The 21,443-nt window shown below is 74.7% G+C and carries 19 protein-coding genes, 1 tRNA gene and 1 riboswitch; of the genes, 6 read left to right on the forward strand and 14 right to left on the reverse strand.

The features are described from left to right. Window positions 1–65: 65 nt before the first annotated feature. The 6 genes from grpE to ACYQBY_RS19265 form a co-directional block, all read right to left on the reverse strand. Window positions 66–686 carry a nucleotide exchange factor GrpE gene (gene grpE, locus ACYQBY_RS19240; protein ID WP_459645501.1) on the reverse strand — a complete coding sequence of 207 codons (621 nt, stop codon included), beginning with the start codon at window positions 684–686 and terminating at the stop codon, window positions 66–68. Then, window positions 686–2,554: a molecular chaperone DnaK gene (gene dnaK / locus ACYQBY_RS19245; protein ID WP_459645502.1), complete on the reverse strand. Its 1,869-nt coding sequence runs from the start codon at window positions 2,552–2,554 to the stop codon at window positions 686–688. The genes grpE and dnaK overlap by 1 nt, the downstream gene beginning before the upstream one ends. A 436-nt stretch (window positions 2,555–2,990) precedes the next feature. Beyond that, window positions 2,991–4,085, reverse strand: coding sequence for a multiple monosaccharide ABC transporter substrate-binding protein (chvE, locus tag ACYQBY_RS19250; RefSeq protein ID WP_459645503.1), 1,095 nt, complete (start codon window positions 4,083–4,085; stop codon window positions 2,991–2,993). A gap of 51 nt (window positions 4,086–4,136) precedes the next feature. After that, a complete protein-coding gene (locus ACYQBY_RS19255) occupies window positions 4,137–4,877 on the reverse strand; it encodes an energy-coupling factor transporter transmembrane component T family protein (RefSeq protein WP_459645504.1) in 741 nt (246 codons plus the stop codon). Then, window positions 4,874–6,406 (reverse strand): ATP-binding cassette domain-containing protein, encoded by a 1,533-nt coding sequence (locus ACYQBY_RS19260; RefSeq protein WP_459645505.1) that lies wholly within the window; start codon window positions 6,404–6,406, stop codon window positions 4,874–4,876. Before ACYQBY_RS19260 ends, ACYQBY_RS19255 begins: the two co-directional genes overlap by 4 nt. Window positions 6,407–6,414: 8 nt before the next feature. Next, window positions 6,415–7,095, reverse strand: coding sequence for an ECF transporter S component (locus ACYQBY_RS19265; RefSeq protein WP_459645506.1), 681 nt, complete (start codon window positions 7,093–7,095; stop codon window positions 6,415–6,417). 52 nt (window positions 7,096–7,147) lie between these two features. Then, window positions 7,148–7,252, reverse strand: a riboswitch (TPP riboswitch). A 158-nt stretch (window positions 7,253–7,410) separates the two neighbouring features. On the opposite strand from ACYQBY_RS19265, the gene ACYQBY_RS19270 reads away from it, so the two are divergent. Both ACYQBY_RS19270 and ACYQBY_RS19275 read left to right on the forward strand, forming a co-directional pair. Then, complete coding sequence (locus ACYQBY_RS19270) at window positions 7,411–7,545, forward strand: hypothetical protein (RefSeq protein WP_459645507.1); 135 nt, start codon at window positions 7,411–7,413, stop codon at window positions 7,543–7,545. A 15-nt stretch (window positions 7,546–7,560) separates the two neighbouring features. After that, a complete protein-coding gene (locus tag ACYQBY_RS19275) occupies window positions 7,561–7,842 on the forward strand; it encodes a DUF4235 domain-containing protein (RefSeq protein ID WP_459645508.1) in 282 nt (93 codons plus the stop codon). A 51-nt stretch (window positions 7,843–7,893) separates the two neighbouring features. Here ACYQBY_RS19275 and ACYQBY_RS19280 read toward each other — a convergent pair whose 3' ends face one another. The 3 genes from ACYQBY_RS19280 to dcd are packed head-to-tail and all read right to left on the reverse strand — an operon-like array spanning window position 7,894 to window position 10,798. Then, on the reverse strand, window positions 7,894–9,186 hold the full coding sequence (locus ACYQBY_RS19280; protein WP_459645509.1) for an EAL and HDOD domain-containing protein: 1,293 nt from the start codon (window positions 9,184–9,186) through the stop codon (window positions 7,894–7,896). Then, the gene (locus ACYQBY_RS19285) at window positions 9,183–10,178 is read right to left on the reverse strand and encodes a hypothetical protein (protein WP_459645510.1); all 996 of its coding nucleotides are present in this window, start codon (window positions 10,176–10,178) and stop codon (window positions 9,183–9,185) included. The genes ACYQBY_RS19280 and ACYQBY_RS19285 overlap by 4 nt, the downstream gene beginning before the upstream one ends. Window positions 10,179–10,222: 44 nt before the next feature. Next, window positions 10,223–10,798 carry a dCTP deaminase gene (dcd, locus tag ACYQBY_RS19290; protein WP_459645511.1) on the reverse strand — a complete coding sequence of 192 codons (576 nt, stop codon included), beginning with the start codon at window positions 10,796–10,798 and terminating at the stop codon, window positions 10,223–10,225. Between the two features lie 146 nt (window positions 10,799–10,944). On the opposite strand from dcd, the gene ACYQBY_RS19295 reads away from it, so the two are divergent. Continuing rightward, window positions 10,945–11,018 (forward strand) — tRNA-Gly (locus tag ACYQBY_RS19295). A 249-nt stretch (window positions 11,019–11,267) separates the two neighbouring features. Here ACYQBY_RS19295 and ACYQBY_RS19300 read toward each other — a convergent pair. The 3 genes from ACYQBY_RS19300 to ACYQBY_RS19310 form a co-directional block, all read right to left on the reverse strand. Further along, a complete protein-coding gene (locus ACYQBY_RS19300) occupies window positions 11,268–12,482 on the reverse strand; it encodes a DUF418 domain-containing protein (RefSeq protein WP_459645512.1) in 1,215 nt (404 codons plus the stop codon). 170 nt (window positions 12,483–12,652) lie between these two features. Then, the gene (locus ACYQBY_RS19305) at window positions 12,653–13,090 is read right to left on the reverse strand and encodes a universal stress protein (protein ID WP_459645513.1); all 438 of its coding nucleotides are present in this window, start codon (window positions 13,088–13,090) and stop codon (window positions 12,653–12,655) included. Window positions 13,091–13,097: 7 nt separating this feature from the next. Further along, on the reverse strand, window positions 13,098–14,996 hold the full coding sequence (locus tag ACYQBY_RS19310) for an MFS transporter (protein ID WP_459645514.1): 1,899 nt from the start codon (window positions 14,994–14,996) through the stop codon (window positions 13,098–13,100). 495 nt (window positions 14,997–15,491) lie between these two features. On the opposite strand from ACYQBY_RS19310, the gene ACYQBY_RS19315 reads away from it, so the two are divergent. Then, window positions 15,492–16,361, forward strand: coding sequence for an AraC family transcriptional regulator (locus tag ACYQBY_RS19315; RefSeq protein ID WP_459645515.1), 870 nt, complete (start codon window positions 15,492–15,494; stop codon window positions 16,359–16,361). Between the two features lie 358 nt (window positions 16,362–16,719). Then, window positions 16,720–18,507 (forward strand): PKD domain-containing protein, encoded by a 1,788-nt coding sequence (locus ACYQBY_RS19320; RefSeq protein ID WP_459645516.1) that lies wholly within the window; start codon window positions 16,720–16,722, stop codon window positions 18,505–18,507. A 90-nt stretch (window positions 18,508–18,597) separates the two neighbouring features. On the opposite strand, the gene ACYQBY_RS19325 is transcribed toward ACYQBY_RS19320, so the two are convergent. Beyond that, window positions 18,598–19,914, reverse strand: coding sequence for a HupE/UreJ family protein (locus ACYQBY_RS19325; RefSeq protein WP_459645517.1), 1,317 nt, complete (start codon window positions 19,912–19,914; stop codon window positions 18,598–18,600). 159 nt (window positions 19,915–20,073) lie between these two features. Here ACYQBY_RS19325 and ACYQBY_RS19330 point away from each other — a divergent pair, with 159 nt between their 5' ends. Beyond that, complete coding sequence (locus ACYQBY_RS19330) at window positions 20,074–20,682, forward strand: hypothetical protein (protein ID WP_459645518.1); 609 nt, start codon at window positions 20,074–20,076, stop codon at window positions 20,680–20,682. A 37-nt stretch (window positions 20,683–20,719) separates the two neighbouring features. Here the strand turns inward: ACYQBY_RS19330 and ACYQBY_RS19335 are convergent, their stop codons facing one another. Next, entirely contained in the window at window positions 20,720–21,409 is a 690-nt protein-coding gene (locus ACYQBY_RS19335; RefSeq protein WP_459645519.1) for a histidine phosphatase family protein, read from the reverse strand. Window positions 21,410–21,443 lie beyond the last annotated feature (34 nt).

The following is a 21,443-nucleotide window of genomic DNA, read 5'->3' on the forward strand; positions in this document are numbered from 1 at the left end:
GTCCTCGCTCGTTCCCGCGGTCCGGCGACCGCCGTCCCTCACCGCGGTCCGGCGACCGCTGCGTGTCACTGCGGGTCGGCGACCGCGACGCGGGCCGGCCGCAGCACGCGCTCCCCGAACCGGTACCCCGGCTGGAGGATCTGCGTGCACGTCGCCACCTCCACCTCGTCGGAGTGCGCGTGCATGAGCGCCTCGTGCACCGCCGGGTCGAACGGCTCCCCGTTCTGGCCGTAGCGCTCCAGCCCGAACCGCTTGAGGGTGGCCTCGAGCTTGTCCGCGATGGCGGCGAACGGCCCGGACAGGTCCCCGTGCTGGCGGGCCAGGTGGATGTCGTCGAGCACCGGCAGCAGCGACTCGGCCACACCGGCCAGGGCGCTGTCGCGGGCGACGTCCCGGTCGCGGTCGACGCGGCGGCGGTAGTTGACGTACTCCGCCTGGAGCCGCTGGAGGTCCTCCAGCCGCTCCTGCGCGAGGGTCTGCGCCGCCAGCAGGTCGACCGAGGCGGCCTCCGTGGCGGCGGTCACGTCCGCCGGGTAGGACGCCAGGGGCTCCTCCGGGGAGGGGGAGCCGGCCGCGCCGGCCGGCTCCTCCCGCACCTGCCCGGTCTGCGGGTCCAGGCGGCGGCGGTCCCGCACGACGGGACCCGGCTGCTCCTGGTCCTCGCGGGTGCCGGTCTCCTCCGCCATCAGCGGTCCTTCTCGTCGTCGACGACCTCGGCGTCCACGACGTCGTCGTCGGAGGACGGCGTCCCGGCGCCCGCACCGGCCGCGCCCGCACCGGCCGTGCCGGCGGAGGCACCCTCGGCGTTCGCGTACATGGCCGAGCCGAGCTTCTGGCTGGCCTGGGCGACCGCCTCGGTCTTGGCCTTGATCTCCTCCGCGTCGGTGCCGGCGAGGGCCTTGCGCAGGTCGGCGATGGCGTTCTCCACCTCGGTGCGGCCCTCGGCGGGGAGCTTGTCCTCGTTGTCCTTGAGGAACTTCTCGGTGGAGTAGACGAGACCCTCGGCCTGGTTGCGGGCCTCGGCCTCCTCGCGGCGCTGCTTGTCCTCGTTCGCGTGCTCCTCCGCGTCCCGGACCATGCGCTCGATGTCCTCCTTGGACAGCGCGCTGCCGCCCGAGATGGTCATCGACTGCTCCTTGCCGGTGCCGCGGTCCTTCGCGTTGACGTGCACGATGCCGTTGGCGTCGATGTCGAACGTGACCTCGATCTGCGGCACGCCGCGCGGGGCGGGGGCGATGCCGGTCAGCTCGAAGGTGCCCAGGGGCTTGTTGTCCCGGGCCAGCTCGCGCTCGCCCTGGAACACCTGGATGAGCACGCTCGGCTGGTTGTCCTCGGCGGTGGTGAAGACCTCGCTGCGCTTGGTCGGGATGGCCGTGTTCCGCTCGATCAGCTTGGTCATGATCCCGCCCTTGGTCTCGATGCCGAGGGACAGCGGGGTCACGTCGATGAGCAGGACGTCCTTGCGCTCGCCCTTGAGGACACCGGCCTGCAGGGCCGCGCCGATGGCGACGACCTCGTCGGGGTTCACGCCCTTGTTGGGCTCGCGGCCACCGGTCAGCTCGCGCACGACGTTCGCCACGGCCGGCATGCGGGTGGAACCACCCACGAGCACGACGTGGTCGATGTCCTTGAGGGAGACGTCGGCGTCCTTGATGACCTGGTGGAACGGGTTCTTGGTGCGCTCCAGCAGGTCCGAGGTCAGCTGCTCGAACTGCGCGCGGGTGAGCTGCTCGTCCAGGTGGACGGGGCCGTTCTCCGTCATCGACAGGTACTGCAGGGAGATGCCGGTGGCGGTGGAGCTGGAGAGCTCCTTCTTCGCCTGCTCGGCGGCCTCCCGCAGGCGCTGCATGGCGATCTTGTCCTTGGACAGGTCCATGCCCGTCGTGAGCTTCACCTTCTGCAGCAGGTGGTCCACGATCCGCTGGTCCCAGTCGTCGCCACCGAGGTGGTTGTCGCCGGACGTCGCGCGGACCTGGATGGTGGAGAAGCCGTCCTCGTCCTTGCCGACCTCCAGGAGGGACACGTCGAACGTGCCGCCGCCGAGGTCGAAGACGAGGATGAGCTCGTCCTCCTTGCCCTTGTCGAGGCCGTAGGCCAGGGCCGCGGCGGTGGGCTCGTTGATGATGCGCAGGACGTTGAGGCCCGCGATCTCACCGGCCTCCTTGGTGGCCTGGCGCTGGGCGTCGTTGAAGTACGCGGGGACGGTGATGACGGCGTCCGTCACGGACTCGCCGAGGTAGCTCTCCGCGTCGCGCTTGAGCTTCTGCAGGATGCGGGCGCTGATCTCCTGCGGCGTGTACTTCTTGTCGTCGATCCCGATGTTCCAGTCGGTGCCGATGTGGCGCTTGACCGAGCGGGTGGTGCGGTCGACGTTCGTGACGGCCTGGCGCTTGGCGATCTCGCCGACGAGGACCTCGCCGCTCTTGGCGAAGGCCACGACGGAGGGGGTCGTGCGGCCGCCCTCGGCGTTGGCGATGACCGTGGGCTCGCCGCCCTCCAGGACGGAGACGACGGAGTTGGTGGTGCCGAGGTCGATGCCGACGGCTCGTGCCATGGTGCGTGCTCCTTCGGGTCGAGCTGGTGGAGCGGCCCGGCGGGCCGCTTGAGCGTTCCTGGCTCAAGTCTCCACGGGCCTCCGGCCTTGTCAAGCGGAGCCTCAGTGGTCTTGAGTCGGTGTCGCTCAACTCAACGGGCGGTGGCCTCCCCGTGTTCCCGGCCGAACCCTGGTCCCACCCTGGTCCCACCCTGACCGCGCGCACCCGGGCCGCACGCTGCCCGGCTGCCCTGGCTGCTGCCCTGGCTGCCCTGGCTGCTGCCCTGTCCCCGACGGGGACGTTCCGCCCCGACACGCCCGCGCGCCGCCCGCGGAACGTCCCCGCCAAGGCAACGGCCGAGCCCGACGGGGACGTTCCGCCCCGACACGCCGGCGCGCCACGCGCCGAACGTCCCCGCCACCGGGCGGCACCACCGGGGCGGCACCACCGGGGCCCTCAGCCGCCGACCTGCTCCGCCGTGTAGTAGCCGCCCTCGACGAGGACCTGCCGGTAGTTCGAGCGGTCCACCGACACCGGCGGCAGCAGGTACGACGGCACCACCTTCACGCCGTTGTCGTACGTCCGCTCGTCGTTGAGCGGCGGCCGGCGCCCCTCCAGGGTGGCCGTCGCCATCCGCACCGCCACCCTCGCCAGCTCCCGGGTGTCCTTGTAGACGGTCTGCGCCTGCTCCCCCGCGACGATGGAGCGCACCGACTCCAGCTCCGCGTCCTGCCCCGTCACCACCGGCAGCGGCCTGCCCGGCGTGCCGTACCCCGCCTCCCGCAGCGCCTCCAGCACACCCCGGCTGATGCCGTCGTACGGCGAGAGCACCGCGTCGACCTCCTCGCCCGGCCGGGCGTGGTGCTCCGCCAGCAGCCGCGCCATGCGCTCCCCCGCGGTCCGCCCCGACCAGCGCAGCGTCGAGCACTCCTCCATCGTCACCTCCCCGCTGCGCACGCGGAGCCTGCCGGAGTCCAGGTGGGGCTGCAGGACCTCCATCGCCCCGCGGAAGAAGAAGTAGGCGTTGTTGTCGTCCGGGGAGCCGCCGAAGACCTCCAGCTCGAACGGGCCCGGCGCGGTGTCCAGGTCCAGGGCGTCGCGGATGTGGGCGCCCTGGAGGCGGCCGACCTGCAGGTTGTCGAACGTGGCGTAGTAGTCGACGTTCGGGGAGTCCAGGATCAGGCGGTCGTAGGAGATGACGGGGATGCCCGCCTCCTGCGCCCGCTCCAGGACCGGCGCCAGCCTGCGGCCGTCGATGGCCGCGACCACCAGCACCTCCACGCCCCGCTCGACCATCGCCCCGACCTGCTCCAGCTGCGCGGGGATGTCGTCCTCGGCGTAGCGCAGGTCCGTGGCGTACCCGGCCGCCTCGAACTGCTCCACCATGTTCGCGCCGTCGGCGACCCAGCGCTCCGAGGTGCGCGTGGGCATCGCGATCCCCACGGTGCCCCTGCGCTCCTCGCCCTCCCCGGCGGGGCCACCGCACGAGGTGAGCAGCAGCACCGGGACCACCAGCCCCGCCAGCGCCGCCCCGAGCCTTGTGCCGATCACGTGGCCCCCTGTCGTCGCGGTGCACCCCGTCCGATCGTAGGCGCCGCACCCTCAGGGCAGCAGGACGCCCGCCACCGCCGGGACCGCCGCGACCAGCGCCCCCACCGCCACCAGGGCCGAGTCGGCCCCCGTCCACGGCGCCGGTTCCGCCCACGTCCGCCGCGAGCAGTCCGCGAAACCCCGCGCGTCCATCGCCACGGCCATCCGCTCCGCCGAGCGCAGCGCCGCCACCAGCATCCCGAACGTCATCGCCGCGAAGAACCCCGCGCGCCGCACCGGCGAGCGCGAGGGCCCCAGACCCCGCGCGCGCCGCGCCCGCGCCAGGGAGTCCCACGTCTCGTGCAGGGACTCGAACCGCTGCAGCGCGGCCGAGGCCGCCACCACCGGCCGCGCGGGCAGCCGCAGCCGCTGCGCCAGGTGGTCCCCCAGCCGGCTCGGGTCGATCCAGCCGAGCAGCAGCGCGCCGGGCAGGACCAGCACGACGATCCGCAGCGCCGCCCCGGCCGCCACCTCCAGCCGGTCCGGGCCGCCCTCCCCCAGCAGCCACGTGGACCACGCCACGGACAGCGCGCCGATGCCGAGGGGGACCAGGCGCACCAGCGTGGCGCGCACCCCCGAGGCCGCGAACGGGGCCAGCGCGAGCTGCACGCCGAGCGCCACGAGGCCCACCCGCCAGGAGTCCACGAACAGGGCCCCGACGGCGGCGGCCAGGGACACCGCGAGCAGCGACAGCGGCCCGCACCGGGCGACGAGCCGGGTGCGGGCGCGAGCTGCGACGGCGGGCGCGCTCACGCCACGGCCTCCGCCCGACCGGGGGCCGCGAGCGACCCCGCGTCCAGGTGCACGCGGTGCCGCGCCCCGCGCACGAGCGCACCGTCGTGGGTGGCCGCCACCACCGCGGCACCCGCCGCGGCCGCCGACGCCAGCGCCCCCGCCACCAGCGCCCACGTGCCGCGGTCCTGCCCCACCGTCGGCTCGTCCGCCGCCAGCACCCCCGCCCCCGCGGCGAGGGCGGCGGCCAGCACGAGGCGGCGCTGCTCACCGCCGGAGAGCGAGTGCGGCTCGACGTCCGCCCGCCCCGCGAGCCCGACCAGCTCCAGCAGCGCGTCCGCGCGCCGCCGCCCGCGCTCCCCCTGCCCCAGCACCTCCGGGGTCGCGCGGACCTCCTCGCGCGCGGTGTGCGCCACGAACCCGTGCTCGGGGTGCTGCGGCACCCAGCCGACCCGGGCCGCCAGCTGCGGGGAGGTCCACCGCCACGGGTGCGCCCCCGCGCCCCGCGCCAGCCCCGCCGCGGCCGCCAGCTCCCCGCCGGTGGGCCGCAGCAGACCCGCCAGCACCGCCACCAGCGTCGACTTGCCCGCACCGCTCGCCCCGGTCAGCGCCGTCAGCGCCCCCGCGGGCACGTCCACGTCGACCCCGCTGAGCACCCGCACCGGCGGAGCCGGCCGCAGGCCCCGGCGGCGGCGCACCACCTCCAGGGCCCGCCCCCGCAGCACCGTCGTCCCCTCCGCGACGGGCGTCGAGGGCTCCACCAGCTCCGCCGGCACGAGCACCGGGGCGGGCCCGGGCAGTCCCGGCAGCCACACCCCCGCGGCGGTCAGCGCCGCCGCGTTCCCCCGCAGCACCGCCCCCGCCGGGCCGGACGCCAGCAGCTCCCCCGCGGCGTCCAGCGCCACCACCCGGTCCACCGCGTCCGCCCAGGCCCCCACGTGGTGGTCCACCACCACGAGCGTGCGGTCCCCCGCGACCTCCAGCAGCGCGTCCCGCACCAGCGCCGCCGTGGCCGCGTCCAGCATCGAGGTCGGCTCGTCCAGCAGCAGCAGCCGCGGCCGCAGCGCCAGCACCCCCGCCAGCGCCAGGCGCTGCAGCTCCCCACCGGACAGCTCCGACGTCGAGCGTCCCGGCCCGTGGGGGAAGCGGGCCGCCCGCAGCGCCCCGGCCACCCGCTCGGAGATCACCTCCCGCGGCAGGGCCAGGTTCTCCGGGCCGAACGCGGTGTCCCGCCCGGCGCTCGCTGCGACCACCGCGTCCAGCGGGTCCTGCAGGACCAGGCCCGCAGCACCCCGGCGCACCGGCGCCCCGTCGAGCAGCACCTCCCCGGCCGCGTCGCCCTCGTGGTCGCCGAGCAGCCCGGCCAGGGCCCGCAGCAGCGTGGACTTGCCCGCCCCGCTCGGCCCCACCAGGAGGACCCGCTCCCCCGGTCCCACGTCCAGGTCCACCCCGGACAGCACCGGCCGCGCCGCGCCGTGCGGGTGCCACGTCAGGCCCCGCACGCGCAGCGCGGCGCCGCCGGTGCCCCCCCGGGCCGGGACGCCGGGCACGGTGGGCGTCAGGCGCCGGTGCGGGCGCGGCGTGCCTCCGCCCCCGCGGGGAAGGAGCGCAGCGCGCCTGCGCGGGCCAGCGCCCGCACCAGCGCGGACCCGCCGAGACCGGCGACGACGGCACCGGAGACGGCGAAGAACAGCAGGTACAGCAGCTTCCACGTCCAGGAGTAGTCGGCGACGTAGGAGTGCCACTCCCAGGCGGTGACCTCCAGGGTCGCCGCGGCCACCCCGGCGAGCACCGCGACGGCCGGGCCGAAGCGGCGCCAGAGCACCGCGGCGACGACGATCTCGACCCCCAGGCCCTGCAGGAACCCGGAGATGAGGACGTTCGTGCCCCACACGTTGCCCAGGAGCGCCTCGATGGTCGCGGCCAGCACCTCCACGAACAGCGCGGCACCGGGGCGTCGGATGACGAGGGCACCGACCACGGCGGGCAGCAGCCAGACGCCGGCGACGATCGCGGTCACCGGCGGGAACAGCGCGGTCAGGGTCGGGGAGAGGGCGTAGTAGAGCTGGTCCCAGCCCCAGAACACGACACCGAAGGCGGCACCGAGCATCGCGGCGGTGGTCAGGTCGACCGTCCGCCAGCGCGTCAGCGGCCGGCGCGCCAGCACGCTGCCGCCGTCGGCCTCCCGCTCCACCGGCGGCGTGCCCGCCCGGCCGGTCTGGGGGGTGTGCGCGGTCATGACATGTCCTCCCGGTACACAGGAGGGGGACCGGGTGCTCTCCGTGAGCCCCGGTCGAGACGGCCCGACTCCCTACGCCGGTGCTAACCGGGTCAGGTTCGAGGGTCTGCGGTCTCCCGCACTCTCAGCGCCCCGCGGCGCTCCCCTGTCGTGCTGCTGACGGTACCGGACGCCGGGCCGGTCCCGGCGTCCCGCGGTGGTGGCGGGACGGCACCGGCCCGGACCTGCGAGGCTGTGCCCCGTGCTGCTGCGAGGCTGTGCCGTGCTCCTGCGAGGCCGTGCCGTGCTCCTGCGAGGCTGTGCACCGTGCTGAGGATGCTGCGCGACCCGGACACCGGCGGACCCTCCCGCGGGGTGCGGCTCGTGGCCCTGGTCGTCGCGCTGGGCATGCTGGCGCTGTCGGCCACCGCGCTGGTGCCGGTGCTGCGCTGGCTCGCCGATGTCCTGTAGGGCAGGGTGCGGACCATGAACGCGATGTTGTGGAAACTCCTCGGGACCGGTGCCGCCGTCGGCGCCGGCGCCCTCGCCAACGCGGTGACCAAGCGCGGCTGGAAGCTCGCCACGGGCACCAACCCGCCGGACAACCCGGAGGACCCGGACGTGGGCTGGAAGGAGGCCGTGCTGTGGGCGCTGGCCTCCGGTGCCGTCATCGGCATCGCGCGGCTGATCGCCGAGCGGCAGGCCGCCGCCTACTACCGCAAGGCCGTCGGCGCGCGCCCGCCCGGCATGGGCCACGGCCCCACCTGATCCACCCGGGCGGCGTGCCCGGTGGCGGCCCCGCCCCGCCGGGCACGCCGCTCAGGCCGCCGAGCCCTCCGTGACCACCTCCACCGAGGTCATGGCGCCGCTGAGGGCCGCGAGGTACACCCGGGACACCTCGTACAGCTCGTGCCCCGCGGCGCTGACGCCCGCCGGGTCCTCCTCCTCGTACGCCAGGACCGCCGCGAGGGCCCGGCCGGCCGGGCCCTCGTGGTCCAGCAGCGCCGCCCGCACGCTCGGCGCCACCCCCGTCGTCTCGACCAGCTCCCCCGCCCCGACGCCCAGCACCTTCGACACGCCCGACAGCAGGCCCACGGTGTAGGCGACGTCGACGTCCTGCCGCACCAGGCGCGCGCACGCCGCGGCCCGCGCCAGGACCAGGACGAACTGCTCCCGGTCCGAGCGGGCCACCCCGCCCAGCAGCAGCAGCACCACCCAGGAGCACAGCTGCCGGCGCCCCAGCAGCGCGATCGCCTGCCGCAGCGAGGTGATCTCCTGCACGGTGCCGTGCGCGGCGGAGCGCACCGTCCGCAGCACCCGCACGCTCAGCCCGGGGTCCGACGCGACGAGCTCCTCGATCTCCTCGATGGGCGCCTCCTCGCCGGTCAGCGCCCGCACCAGCCGCAGGCACACCACCTGCGAGGGGGACAGGCTGGTCCGCTCCAGCGTCACCGGCCGCTGCAGCAGGAACCCTTGGAAGAGGTCGACGCCGAGGTCGCGGCACGCCGCGAAGACCGCCTCCTCCTCGATGCGCTCCACGACGACCTGCGCCTGCGGGTTCAGCTCCCTCGCCAGGCGCAGCACCTCCTCGAAGGACTCCCCCGTCGCGGAGTGGTCGATCTTCACGTAGGACGCGAGGCGCACGGCGTCGAAGCGGTGTTCCTCACCGGCGAAGTCGTCCACGGCGATGCGGTAGCCCTGCCGTTGGAGCTCCCGCAGGCCCTCCAGCACCTCCTCGTCGACGGTGATGTCCTCCAGCAGCTCCAGCACCACCTGGCTGGGTGTGCACGGGATGGGCAGCTCCCCCGTGAAGAAGCCCCGGGTGAGGTTGATGAACAGGGGCATCGAGCCGGCGATCTGGTCCACCCCGAAGTCGCCGAACGTCGCGCTGATCACCTGGGAGGTGGCGCGGTCCTGCTGGTCCTGGTCCGTCAGCCCCGCGTGCTGCCCGCCGTGCGCGCGGAACAGCAGCTCGTAGGCGACGAGGGTGCGCCGCACGTCGTAGATGCCCTGCCTGCCCACCCGCACCGGCACGTGCCCCGGCAGCTGCCCGTGCGGCTCCACCGGTGGGGCCGCCGCCAGCGGGTCCGCAGCTCTCCGGGGGCCGGTCACCGCGCCCCCCGCTGTGGGGGCGGCCCCACCAGCACCACCGGCAGCAGGTCCTCGTCGAGGATGATCCCCCCGGTGCGGTCCAGCACCGCGGCGCTCACCCGCGCCACGACCGCCTGCGCGCGGGTCCGCTCGGCGCGGTGCTGCTCCCCCGGGTCCTCCGCGAAGCGCTCGCCGCCGTCGGCGGGGTCCCAGCGCACCTCGTACGTGGTGACCCCGGCGCCCCCGGCGGACGTCGGGGCGGGCACCGGGTCCTCCTCCTCCGGGTGCACCAGCAGCAGCACGTCGACACCGTCCAGGGCGGCGGAGACGACGTACGGCTCCGGCACGGGCGGGCCCTCGCCCGTACCGGTCCCGGCGTCCCCCTCCCCGAGCGGGACCGGGCCGCCGTCGACGAGCTCCTCCAGGTCGCCCGAGCGCGCGGCCTCCGCGTCCGGCAGGAGGTCCCCCAGGGCCTCCAGCAGCTCCTCCGGCTCCAGCCACGTCGTGGTCCGCACGAGGTGGTCCACGGTCCGCGAGCGGTCCGGCCGCAGCACCTCCCCGGACCCGGCGACGCGCACCGCCCCGCCGAAGCGCCGCGCCAGGGCCAGCAGCAGCCGCACCCCCTCGCCCTCGGTGCCCGTGGGCAGGCCCTCGGGGAACGCGTGGTGCAGCCCGTCCCGGTCCGCCTCCGGCGGGGGGAACGGCGCACGCCGCCGCGGCGCCGACAGGGCCACCACCCGCCGCCACGGGCGCGGCACGCCCGCCAGCGCCGCCCGGCGCGGGGTCAGGTCGACCGCGCCGAACAGCAGCGCGGCCTCGCCGCCGGCCTGCTCGTCCAGCACCAGGGCCCGGCCGCGGGAGGGCGCCTCCGGATGGCGGCAGCGGACCGCCGCGGAGATGTCCGGCTGCGGCACCGCCTCCGGCAGCAGGAGCAGGTGCATGCCCGCCAGCTCCTCCGGCGCCGGGTCCCCGTCGCCGCCGAGCTGCCGCACCCACTGCCCCAGCACACCCATGTCAGCTCCTCGTCACCCGCGCCGGCGCGGTGGCCGGCGGGAGGCTAGATCTCGGTCCGGTGGAAGGACAGGTGGGACCGGCTCGGCGTCGGGCCGCGCTGCCCCTGGTAGCGGGAGGAGTACCCCGGGCTGCCGTAGGGATGCTCGACCGGGCTCGACAGCCGGAAGAAGCAGAGCTGCCCGACCTTCATGCCCGGCCACAGCTTGATCGGGAGGGTCGCGACGTTGGACAGCTCCAGCGTCACGTGCCCGGAGAAGCCCGCGTCGATGAAGCCGGCCGTCGAGTGCGTCAGCAGCCCGAGACGGCCCAGGCTGCTCTTGCCCTCCAGGCGCGCGGAGACGTCGTCCGGCAGCGTCACCTGCTCCAGCGTCGAGGCCAGCACGAACTCCCCCGGGTGCAGGATGAAGGCCTCGGAGGAGTCCACCTCCACCAGGCGGGTCAGCTCGGGCTGCTCCTCCGCCGGATCGATCACCGGGTACTTGTGGTTGTCGAAGAGCCGGAAGTACCGGTCGAGGCGCACGTCGACGCTGGAGGGCTGCACCATCGACTCGTCGAGGGGGTCCAGGCGGACGCGTCCCCTGGCCAGCTCGGCCCGGATGTCACGGTCGGAGAGCAGCACACGATCACGGTACCCGTCCCGGTGCGGGGAGGGTGGGGAGCACCGCGCGGCGGGCACCGGCGGGCCGTGGCGCGGGGTGTGCGGGGGTGGCCCACGCACCCCGGAGCCTCGGCTACAGTAGGCCCAGACGTCCCCTGTGGGCGCTCGCGGGTGTAGTTCAATGGTAGAACTTCAGCTTCCCAAGCTGATAGCGCGGGTTCGATTCCCGTCACCCGCTCCACCACGAAGGCCCAGGCCAGCGGCATGATCGCTGACACTGGGCCTTCGTCGCATCCACCCGCGCCCAGGCGGCGCGCCCGCTACGTGCCTGAGAGCACGACCGGGAGGGCGCTGACGTGTCGCCATCCGCCTGCGAAGCGCACGCGAGGCCGTGTGAACCCGCACGACGCGCCGCGCCCTCCGCACACCGAGCCCTCGTCAGCAGCGGTTTCCTGCGCCGGCGCCGCTGCGGGAGGACAGCCACCCTGCGCTATGCCTTCGCGCGGCCGTATGTGAGGCGGCGCAGCAGCACCTCCGCCGGGCCGCGGCGGCCGGCTCGGGCGAGCACGTTCGCGCCCGCCAGCAGCGACATCCACGTCAGCACCCCCAGCGCCGAGGCGCTCGCCACCCCCATGCCCTCGCCCAGCCCGAGCGCCCACGCCGGCAGCAGCGCGCAGAACACCACCGACTGCCCGAGGTAGCACGTCATCGACCGCTGCCCGCCCGCCGCCAGCGCCCGCAGCAGCGGCCCCGCACCTCGCCGGGCACGCGCAGCCAGCACCCCGAAGAGCGCCGCGTAGCCGATGCCGCCCGCGTAGCCGGAGACGAGGTGCGCGGCGCCGATGGCGGACGAGGGCCACCCCGGCGCGATCTCCCACACGCCGGCCGCGGCCAGCGCCAGCGGCAGGCCCCCGGCGACGGCCAGGCCCAAGCCCACCACGGCGGCGCGCCGCAGCAGCACCAGGTGCCGCCCCGGCTCGTCGAGCAACCTCCGCCGGGCGGCCCACGCACCGACGAGCGCCGGGACGGTGAGACCGAACGGCGTGAGGAGGAGCTGCACGCCCCAGTCCACCGCCCGCCGGCCCATCGAGGCGAGGTACGACTCCTCCTCACCGGAGGCCGTGGGAGCACCGGACCCGCTCGCGTCGACGCTCATGACCAGAGCGAACATCGCCAGCAGGACCAGACCGACACCGAAGAGAACTCCCGCCCCGCGGCGGGAGCCGACGAGGAAACCGGCGAACAGCACCGCGAGCAGGCCGTAGGCGCCGATGATGTCGCCGGACCAGAGCAGCAGGGCGTGGACGAGGCCGATGAGGAGCATCCACCAGCCGCGGCGGCGCACGAGGCGGCGCACCGCACCAGGTTCGTCACCGGCACGCTCCCGCCGCCGGGCCAACTGCACGATCCCGTAGCCGAACAGGAAGCTGAACATCGGGTAGGCGCGACCGTCGACGAGCGCGAGCTGCACGGCCGTGACGACGCGGTCGGCCCTCCCGCCCGACTCCGGCACCGGGTAGCCGTGCAGACCGGTGGCGTGGCCGCGGAGGTAGAGGTGGGCGTTGGCCAGCGCGATGAGCAGCAGCATGAACCCCCGGGCGACGTCCGGGGCCAGCGCCCGATCCGCGAGCGGGACGGGACGGGCGGCCGGCGGGGCGCGCACCGGCCGAGGCGGGGGGAGCGCAGCACCACCGGCGATCTCCATGCCCCGACGCTAGAGCGCAAGCTTGTCGTGCGTCGCCCACCGGTTCGTGCGAGTTCGATTCCCGTCACCCGCCCACAGACGGAGGCCCAGGCCAGCGGCAGGATCGCTGAGCCTGGGCCTCTCGCGTGGGCGGCGCCGGGGAGGCGCCGGGACCCCCCGCCACCGCCGCGTCAGCGGACGACGACGACCGGGCAGTCCGAGTGGGCCACCAGGTGCTGGCTGACCGAACCCAGCAGCATCCCCGCGAAGCCACCGTGACCGCGGGACCCGACCACCAGGAGGTCCGCCTCCCTGGACCGCTCGATCAGCACCGCGGCCGGGTTCCCCTCCTCCACCGACGTCCGCACGTCCACCGCCGGCGTCCGGGGCGCGAGCGCACCCGTGAACCGGTCGAGGAGGTCCAGCGCTTCCTTCCGGGGCTGGTCGCCGTAGCCCTCGGGGGGGATCGTCCCGTACGGCGGGGTCATGGGCAGCGCCGGAGGGTGCCAGGTGGAGACCACGGTGAGCGCGGCGCCGTGGTGTGCGGCCTCGTCGTAGGCCCACTGCAGGGCCGCTCGGCTGCTGTCGGACCCGTCCACGCCGACGACGATCAGCTTGATCCCGGACATGACGCTCCTACCCCTCGGCGGTGTGGCGCACGGTGGTCCCGCTCCTGCCGGCCAGGCGGGCCCGCTCGGCAGCCTCGTCCAGGGTGTGCCCGGACAGGGCCGAGGTCTGGATGACGAGCACGTCGCAGTGGGCTTTCTGCACGATCTCGCTGGGAACGGAGCCGAGCGCTTCGCCCGGCTGCGCGCCGAGACCGCGGTTGCCCACGACGATCAGGCTGGCCGGGTTCTGGGCCGCCACCCGCAGCAGCGCTTCGGCGGGTGCGCCGGCGACGACGACCTGCTCGACGTCGCGGATGCGGTCCGAGGTGAGATCCTCCACCGACCTGCGCAGGGCCGCCCTCGCCGCTTCCTCGCCGTACAGCAGCGTGCGGCCGTCCACCTGTTGCTGCTGCTGTGCGGCACCGCCCGGCTCGAACGCGCTGACCACGACGATCCTGGCCTCGGCTGCCGCGGCGACCTCGTGCGCCCTCGCGACGGCGTACAGGGCGGAGGCGGAGCCGTCGGAGCCCACGATGACGCGGTCGTAGACCGTGATGTCGCGGTGCGCGCCGAGCGGCATGACCGAGGACTCCTCGTCGGCCCTCGGCGGGTTGACCCACAGGATGGCGATGGCGGCGCAACCGAGGAGCACGCCGGCGAGCAGGATCGCGCTGGTCCCGTGGCTGCCGAGCAGGTTCTCGAAGATCCAGCCGAAGGTGAGCGTCTGGATCAGCATCGGAACCACGATCATCATGTTCAGGATTCCCATGTACACGCCGGTCCGTTCCCGGGGGACCATGCTGGCCACCATCAGGTACGGGACACCGACCATGCTGGCCCAGCAGATGCCGAGACCGATCATGGGGAGGAGCGTCAGCCACTGCGTGTCGATCGTCGACAGCCAGGCCAGGGAGAGGGCGGCCAGCGCCAGGGTTCCGGCGTGCACCTTCTTGCCGCCGAAGCGACTGCACAGCGGCAGCAGGAACATGGCGGAGACCATCGTGATGAAGTTGTACCCGCCGTTCATCAGGCCGCTCCAGCCGGCCGCCTCCTCGTACAGGGGGGTGTCCGGAGTGGTGTTCCACACCGATTCGGCGACGCTGACGCTCACGAACTGCCAGTAGATGAACATCGCGTACCACTGGAACAGGAACGCCAGACCGATCTTGTGCATGCCGATCGGCATCACCTTCACGGCCTCGGCGATCTCGGCGATGGTGGCGACCGGTCCCTTGGACTGCGACTTGATGTGCGCCAGCTCCTCGGGGGTCGGCTCGACCTCCTTGGTCCTCATCATGGCGAGGCCGACCGTGACGATGGCGCAGACCACCCCGAGCCAGAAGCAGACGAAGACCCAGTAGGGCACGTTGGCGTCGGTGGCCCCCGTCACCAGCTTCTGCATCACGTACAGCGAGACGTTCGCCAGCACCGCCCCGGCACCGGTGAACATGCTCTGGATCAGGAAACCCTTGGGGATCTGCAGCTTGCGCAGCCGGTCGGAGATCAGCGCCCGGTACGGCTCCATCGCGGAGTTGTTCCCGGCGTCCACCAGCCAGAGGCAGAGCACGGCCATCCACAGGGCGGAGACGAGCGGGAAGAGGAACAGGATGACGATCATGAGCAGGGTGCCGCCGAGCACGTACGGCTTCCGCTTCCCCCACCTCGGGCTCCACGTCTTGTCGCTCATGGCCCCGATGAACGGCTGGATGAGCAGGCCGGTGATCGGACCGGCGATGTTGAGGATCGGCAGGCTGTGCGCATCCGCGCCCAGCAGCAGGAACAACGGGTTCACCGCGGTCTGGGTGAGCCCGAAGCTGAACTGCACGCCGAAGAACCCGAGATTCATCCAGGCGATGTTGCCGCTCGTCATCAGCGGCCGGCGCCTGTCCTCCGCGTCGACCCCCGCGACTTCCACGTTGGTTGCCATCGACACCGCTCCTTTGCGATGGGACACAGAGCCACACCTGGTCGCCCCGGGCGCGCCCGGCACCGCCTGCTCGACGTCGCGACCCACGTCCGGCGCCGTGGCCGGCCGCGGACAGATTTCCGTCAGCCCGATGTTGCCTGGCCGGGAGTCTTCTCGCCCGGCTTCCGCATTGTCAACTCCAGGAGAAATGGTCGCGGATCGCGTCCCGGACATTGTTTCGAGCGGGGTGCGGGGTGGTGTCCGTTTCGGTGGGGCCCGGAGGCGGGCGCGGCGGATTCAGGCGGAACAGCCCGCCTCGACCCGGCATCTCCCCGTGCTCGGCGCGGGTCACCGGGTCCGGCGGGTTCGGCCCGGCACGGGCCGTCAGGACGCTGACGGCTCCGGCGGGTGGGCACGGCCGGCCCTGCCGCCGCGAGCGGCCGACCGGATCGGGCCGCGACGGTCGGGCGCGCGGGCGGTGGCCTGGGCCAGGGTGGACACCGGGAAGGAGGCCCCGTGATCGCAGCGCTCAACCAGCTCGTGGACCTCGTCGAGGAGAACCTCACCGGCGAGATCGACGTCGGCGCCTGGGCCGGCAGGCTCGGCACCAGCGAGCACCACCTGCGCCGCACGTTCTCCTCGCTGGCCGGTGTGCCGCTGTCGGAGTACGTCCGCCGTCGGCGGATGACCGTGGCCGCCGCCGACGTCCTCAGCGGCGAGGAGGACCTGCTCACCATCGCCGTCCGCCACGGCTACGGCTCCACGGAGGCGTTCGGCCGTGCCTTCCGGGCGGTGCACGGCACCGCCCCCGGACAGGCGCGCCGCGACGGCGGCCCCCTGCGCACACAACCCCGGCTGTCGTTCCACCTGACCGTGAGAGGGAGCAACCCCGTGGACGTCCACATCCTCCAGCGCCCGGCCTTCCGGCTCGTGGGCCGCGCGGCGCGCGTGCCCCTGGTCCACCAGGGCACCAACCCGCACATCGCCGAGCACGTCGCCTCCCTGCCCGCAGCGGAGCACCAGCGGCTGAAGGCGCTGAGCCAGACCGAACCCGCGGGCCTGCTCGCGGTCTGCGACGACCTCGACCCCGACCGCGCCGAGGGCAGCGAGCTGACCTACCTGCACGGCGTCGCCCTGCACCACGGCACACCCGTCCCCGCAGGGCTGGACGTCATCGACGTGCCGGCCGGTGCGTGGGCGGCCTTCCGCAGCGCCGGGCCCCACCCGCAGACCCTGCAGCGGACCTGGGCCGCCACCGCGACGGAGTGGTTCCCCTCCAACCGCTGGCGCCTGCGGCCGGGACCGGAGATCGTCGCGGTGCTCGAACGCAGCGCCGACTCCGGCGTCGCGACGACCGAGCTGTGGCTGCCCGTGGAACCGGCCTGAGCCTCCGGCCGGTTCCGCGGCTCCCGACCGGACCGCTCGGGTCCCTTGACCGGCCGGTGACACGGGAGTTCACTGTGGGTGACATCGATCGGCCGCGACGGCGCTTCCTGCGAGCGACCGGCGGTCACCGGGGAGCAGATCCAGCCGGCGCGCCGCGTACCGGGGCTCGCTCCTCCTGCCCCGGTCACCCGGGAGCCCGGGACACCGCGTCCTCCAGGATGCGAGGGATGCCGCCACCGGACACGGCGGCCGCCCGGCACGGCAGCTCCAGCACGGGGCGACCGGGCCTCTCCGCAGCAGCGCCCGGGACCGGACCGAGCAGGACACCGGTGCCACACCGACACGCATCGAGGTCCCCATGTCGACCGCCGTCCGGAACAACCCCGTCATCGCCGCCGTCGTGGCCGCCCTGGTGGTGGTGCTCGTACCCTCCGCGCTGCTGGTCGGCAGTTCCGGTCCCGCGGCGGCGGTGTCGGCGCCACCGGTGGCCGACCTCGTCCTGAACCCACCGGCCGGCATCGCCCCGCTCACCGTCACCGCGGACGGGTCCGGCTCCACCGACGACGTGGAGGTCACGTCCTTCGCCTTCGACTGGGGCGACGGGACCCGCAGCCCGCAGGACTACGAGTCGACCGCCACCCACGTGTACCGCTCGCCGGGTGCGTACGTCGTGACGCTGACCGTCGGCGACTCCGAGGGCAACCGGGCGACGGTGTCGTCGACGGTGACGGTGACCGAGCGGGACGTGCTGCCTCCCGACGCCCCGCCGGTGGCGCGGCTCACGACGCGTCCGACGCCGGGCCGGGGCCCCCTCAGCATCGAGGCCGACGCGGGCGCCTCCCGCGACGACCGCGGGATCCGGCGGTTCGTCTTCGACTTCGGCGACGGCACGCGCACCCGCCCGCAGCCGCAGTCCACCGCCCGGCACGTCTACCGGCGGCCGGGTACCTACACCGTCACGGTGACCACGACGGACGACGCCGGCCTGACCAGCACCACCTCGAGCACCGTGACCGTGGCCGAGGCGGTCGAGCCGCCCGCGGGTGGGGCGCCGACGGTCGTCAGCTTCACCTTCGACGACACGCTGGCGAACCAGCTGCCGGCGGCGGACGTCCTGGCGCAGCACGGGTTCAGGGGCACCTTCTTCGTCAACAGCCCGCGGATCGGTTCGTCGTCGGCGTACATGAGCCGGGCCCAGGTGGACGCGCTGCACACCGCGGGGCACGAGATCGGGGGGCACACCCTCGGCCACGTCGACCTGACGACCGTCGGCAGCACGGAACTGCGCCGGCAGGTCTGCGACGACCGGTCCGCGCTCGTCGCCCTGGGGTACCCGGTGGCCAGTTTCGCCTACCCGTTCGGGGCCAACGACGCGGCGGCGCAGCAGACCGTCTCGGCCTGCGGTTACTCCAGCGCCCGCACGGTGGGCGGGCTGCGGTCCCCGGGGTACGGGTGCGCCTCGTGCGTGACGGCGGAGACGATCCCCCCGGCCGGCGCCTGGTCCGTCCGCACCAACAGCTCGGTCAAGTCGGACACGACGCTGGACATGCTGAAGACGTACGTCACGCAGGTCGAGAGCGATCGCGGTGGCTGGGTGCCCCTCGTCTTCCACTCGGTCTGCTCGGGGTGCGCGTCCAACGCGATCGACCTGCCCACGTTCCGCGCCTTCACCGAGTGGCTCGCCACCCGGCCGGCCACCACGACGGTGCGGACGGTCGCCCAGGTCACGGGCAGCGCCCCGACCCCCACGCCGACGCCCACGCCGACCCCGACGCCGACGCCCACGCCCACGCCCACGCCCACGCCGACACCGACACCGACACCGACACCGACACCGACACCGACGATCCCCAGCAACCCCCGGTCGGTCACGACCTCCGGGCAGACCCGCGCCCTCACCGGGGTCGACGTGTCCCGCCAGGGCAACGACCTGGTGCTCTACACACCGGCGCGGGGTCCCCGCACCGGGACCAACCACCGCGGGACCGAGATCTCGGTGGTGGACGGGAGGATCACCCAGGTGCAGGCCGGGGTGGGCAACATGCCGATCCCGGCGGGCGGCTACGTCGTCTCCGGCGCCGGCACGTCGAGCACCTGGCTGCGCAACCACGCACGGGTCGGCGGGACGGTGACGCTGAACCCCTGACGGCCGGGACGGAGCCCGTACCAGTCCAGGGCGAACCCCGGCGCCCCCGCGCGCGGGATCGAAGCCCTCGCCACGGCATCGGGGCAGCGGTCAGGCCGCGCCCTTCCCGGCGGGCCGGGGCAGACCTCCCGCGACACCGTGGTCCCCGGACGACGCCGGGGCGCGCGGGGCCGTGCGCCCGCCCGCCCGGCAGCACACCGCCACCACGGCCAGGCCCACGACGACCCACCACGGGTGGCCGGTGACGGCCTCCTCGGCGCGGGCCAGCGGGTTGCCGAGGACGCCGAGCCGGTCCAGGGCCCACCCGCAGGCCACCGCCAGGGCGGCGACGGCCCCGGTGAGGCGCACCGCGGGGTACCAGCGGGTGCGCGCGGCCAGGAGGAGGGAGGGCAGGAGCAGGGCGACGGTCACGAGCTGGGCCAGCTCCACGCCGACGTTGAAGGCGAGCAGCGCCGGCACCGAGGTCGCCCCCCGGAGCCCCAGGTCGGTGAGGATGCCGGCGAAGGCGAGGCCGTGCACCAGGCCGAAGACCCCGGCGATGACCACCTCCCCGCGGCGGGCGAGCGGGCGGATCGCGTGGACGGCCGCCACCCCCACGGAGGCGGCGACGAGGACCTCCACCGGCGCGCTGGGCAGGGAGACCCACCCCAGCGCGGAGGCGATGAGCGTCACGGAGTGCCCGAGCGTGAACGCGGTGACGACGTGCACGACCTGCCGCAGCGCGGGCAGGAGGCCGTCGCGGCGCCGCCAGCGCCCCGCCACCGCGACGAGGGGGGCCACCAGCAGCAGCACGGCGACGAACAGCAGGTGGTCCGCGCCCGCCAGGACGTGGTGGTAGCCGTGGCCGAGCACGTCCAGCAGGCCGGGATCGACCGCACCGGCCCCGGTGGCGCTCCCCACGGCGAGGGTGGGGTCGGCGGCGGTGAGGACCCCGGCGGTGGAGATGTCCCCGGCGGCGTCGGTGAGGACGACGACCGCCTCGTGGGTGGGGTCGGCCTCGAGGACCGCGTCGTAGGTGAGCGTGAAGCTCGACGGGTCGGCGCCGGTGGTGTCCAGGACGACGTCGACGCTGAGGGACTCGATGCCCTCCACCTGCTCCAGCACCGGGTCCGACCAGGTCTTCGCCCACGTCGTGCCGTCGGCGCCCGTGACCGCCAGGTGCTCGTCGAGGTAGGCGACGGCCGCCGCGGCGTACTCCCCGGCGGCGGCGGTGACGTGGTCCGCCCCCAGCGCCGCGTCGAGGGTCTCGGCCGCGACGCTGACGGTGGCGCTCGCCGCGTCCTCGCCCACCTGCACGGACACGGTGCTGCTGTCGAGGCTGTGGGCGCTGGCGGCGGTGGGCGCGAGGAGCACCGGGGCGGCGGCGAGGGCACCGGAGGCGACGAGAACGCGACGACGGGAGGTCATGGCAGCCGAGGGTCCGGACCGTTCCTGTGAGCCGGCCGTGACGTCGCTGTGCCGCGCACGTGGGTGGGCGCGAGCGGGCGGGACGGGCCGGGAGCGGGCCGCGGGCTCACAGCAGGCCCACGAGCAGCACACCGCGGACGCGTAGCAGCGCCGCGCACCGTGGTCCTCGTCCGCTCCCCCGACCTCCTGGAGACGAGTTCCGTGAAGTTCCGCAAGATCATCGCCGGTGTGGTGCTGGTGGGCACCCTGTCGCTGGCCGCGTGCAGCACCGACACCACCACGGCCACCGGCACCACCACCACCGCCTCGGCCGCCGGGGCCACCGCCGGCACCACCACCGGCCCCCGGGGCGGTGGTCCCGGTGGCGGCGGTCCCGGCGGTGGTGTCGACGTCGGTGCGGTGACCACCGAGGAGGAGCTGATGGCCCTCGTCCAGGAGGCCTACGGCGACGGCGCCCTCGACCTGCACCGCGGCCACCAGCCCGTCCAGGACGTCCTCGACGAGGTCCTGGCCATCAGCCACGACGAGCTCCACGTCCGCATGGACGCCGGGCAGAACCTCGCGGCCGTGGCCACCGACCTCGGGATCGACCCGCAGACCCTCGTCGACGCCCTGGTCGCGTCCTGGAGCCCCGCGGTCGACGACCTCCTCACCGCCGGGACCCTCACCGAGGACGAGGCCGAGCGGTACCGCGCGGCCCTGGAGGAGGCCTTCACCTTCCGCGTGAACTGGGACGGCGAGCAGGCCACCCCCACCTACACCGGGTGATCCGGCCGGCGGGCGGTCGACCCGCGCCCGGACCGCCTCAGCCGCCCGGCGTGCCCTCGTGCACCCCGCGCGGGCTGGCGCCCGTGGGGTCCGGCGCCGCCGGGTCGTCCAGCCCCGCGGCGCCGAGCGGCTCCGGGTGCCAGCGCAGCAGCCGCCAGCCCTCGTCGGGGCCGCCCTCCAGCACCGCGCACCCGGTGTTCGCCACCCACAGCGTCGAGGACAGCGCCGGGTCCGTGCCGGTGCGCACGGCGGTCCAGACGCGCATGGCCGCACCGTGGACGACGGCGACCACCGTCGAGGTGGGCGCGTTCGCCGCCGCGATGCCGCCCAGGGCGGCGTCGTAGCGCGCGAGCAGGGTGTGCCCGTCCTGCCCGCCGGGCACGGCTCGGTCCAGGTCCCCGCACATCCACGCCAGGAGGCAGTCGGCGTAGGCCTGCACCGCGGCGGCGTCCGAGCGCAGTTCGAGGTCCCCGGCCGGGACCTCCTCCAGGCCCGGCACGACCTGCACGCCGAGCCCGCGGGCCTGCGCCAGGGGAGCGGCGGTGAGCTGGGCGCGCACCAGCGGGGAGGCGTACACGGCGGAGACGTCCTCGTCCCGCAGGGCGTCCGGCACGGCTGCGGCCTGCGCCTGTCCCAGGGGGGTCAGGCCCGCCCCCGGCGCGGCGGTGTCGAGCGCACCGGTGACGTTGTGCGGGGTCTGGCCGTGCCGGACGAGGAGGAGGCGCACCGCCGGAGCGTAGAACACGACCCTGCCGACCCCG

Source organism: Kineococcus anabasis, assembly GCF_054590795.1.

Bases quoted from the DNA above. Each gene is read 5' to 3' on its own strand.
- ACYQBY_RS19325 (WP_459645517.1), bottom strand. From the start codon at position 19,914: ATGACCTCCCGTCGTCGCGTTCTCGTCGCCTCCGGTGCCCTCGCCGCC.
- dnaK (WP_459645502.1), bottom strand. From the start codon at position 2,554: ATGGCACGAGCCGTCGGCATCGACCTCGGCACCACCAACTCCGTCGTC.
- ACYQBY_RS19310 (WP_459645514.1), bottom strand. From the start codon at position 14,996: ATGGCAACCAACGTGGAAGTCGCGGGGGTCGACGCGGAGGACAGGCGC.
- ACYQBY_RS19285 (WP_459645510.1), bottom strand. From the start codon at position 10,178: ATGGGTGTGCTGGGGCAGTGGGTGCGGCAGCTCGGCGGCGACGGGGAC.
- ACYQBY_RS19300 (WP_459645512.1), bottom strand. From the start codon at position 12,482: ATGGAGATCGCCGGTGGTGCTGCGCTCCCCCCGCCTCGGCCGGTGCGC.
- grpE (WP_459645501.1), bottom strand. From the start codon at position 686: ATGGCGGAGGAGACCGGCACCCGCGAGGACCAGGAGCAGCCGGGTCCC.
- ACYQBY_RS19320 (WP_459645516.1), top strand. From the start codon at position 16,720: ATGTCGACCGCCGTCCGGAACAACCCCGTCATCGCCGCCGTCGTGGCC.
- ACYQBY_RS19275 (WP_459645508.1), top strand. From the start codon at position 7,561: ATGAACGCGATGTTGTGGAAACTCCTCGGGACCGGTGCCGCCGTCGGC.
- ACYQBY_RS19265 (WP_459645506.1), bottom strand. From the start codon at position 7,095: ATGACCGCGCACACCCCCCAGACCGGCCGGGCGGGCACGCCGCCGGTG.
- ACYQBY_RS19270 (WP_459645507.1), top strand. From the start codon at position 7,411: ATGCTGCGCGACCCGGACACCGGCGGACCCTCCCGCGGGGTGCGGCTC.
- ACYQBY_RS19305 (WP_459645513.1), bottom strand. From the start codon at position 13,090: ATGTCCGGGATCAAGCTGATCGTCGTCGGCGTGGACGGGTCCGACAGC.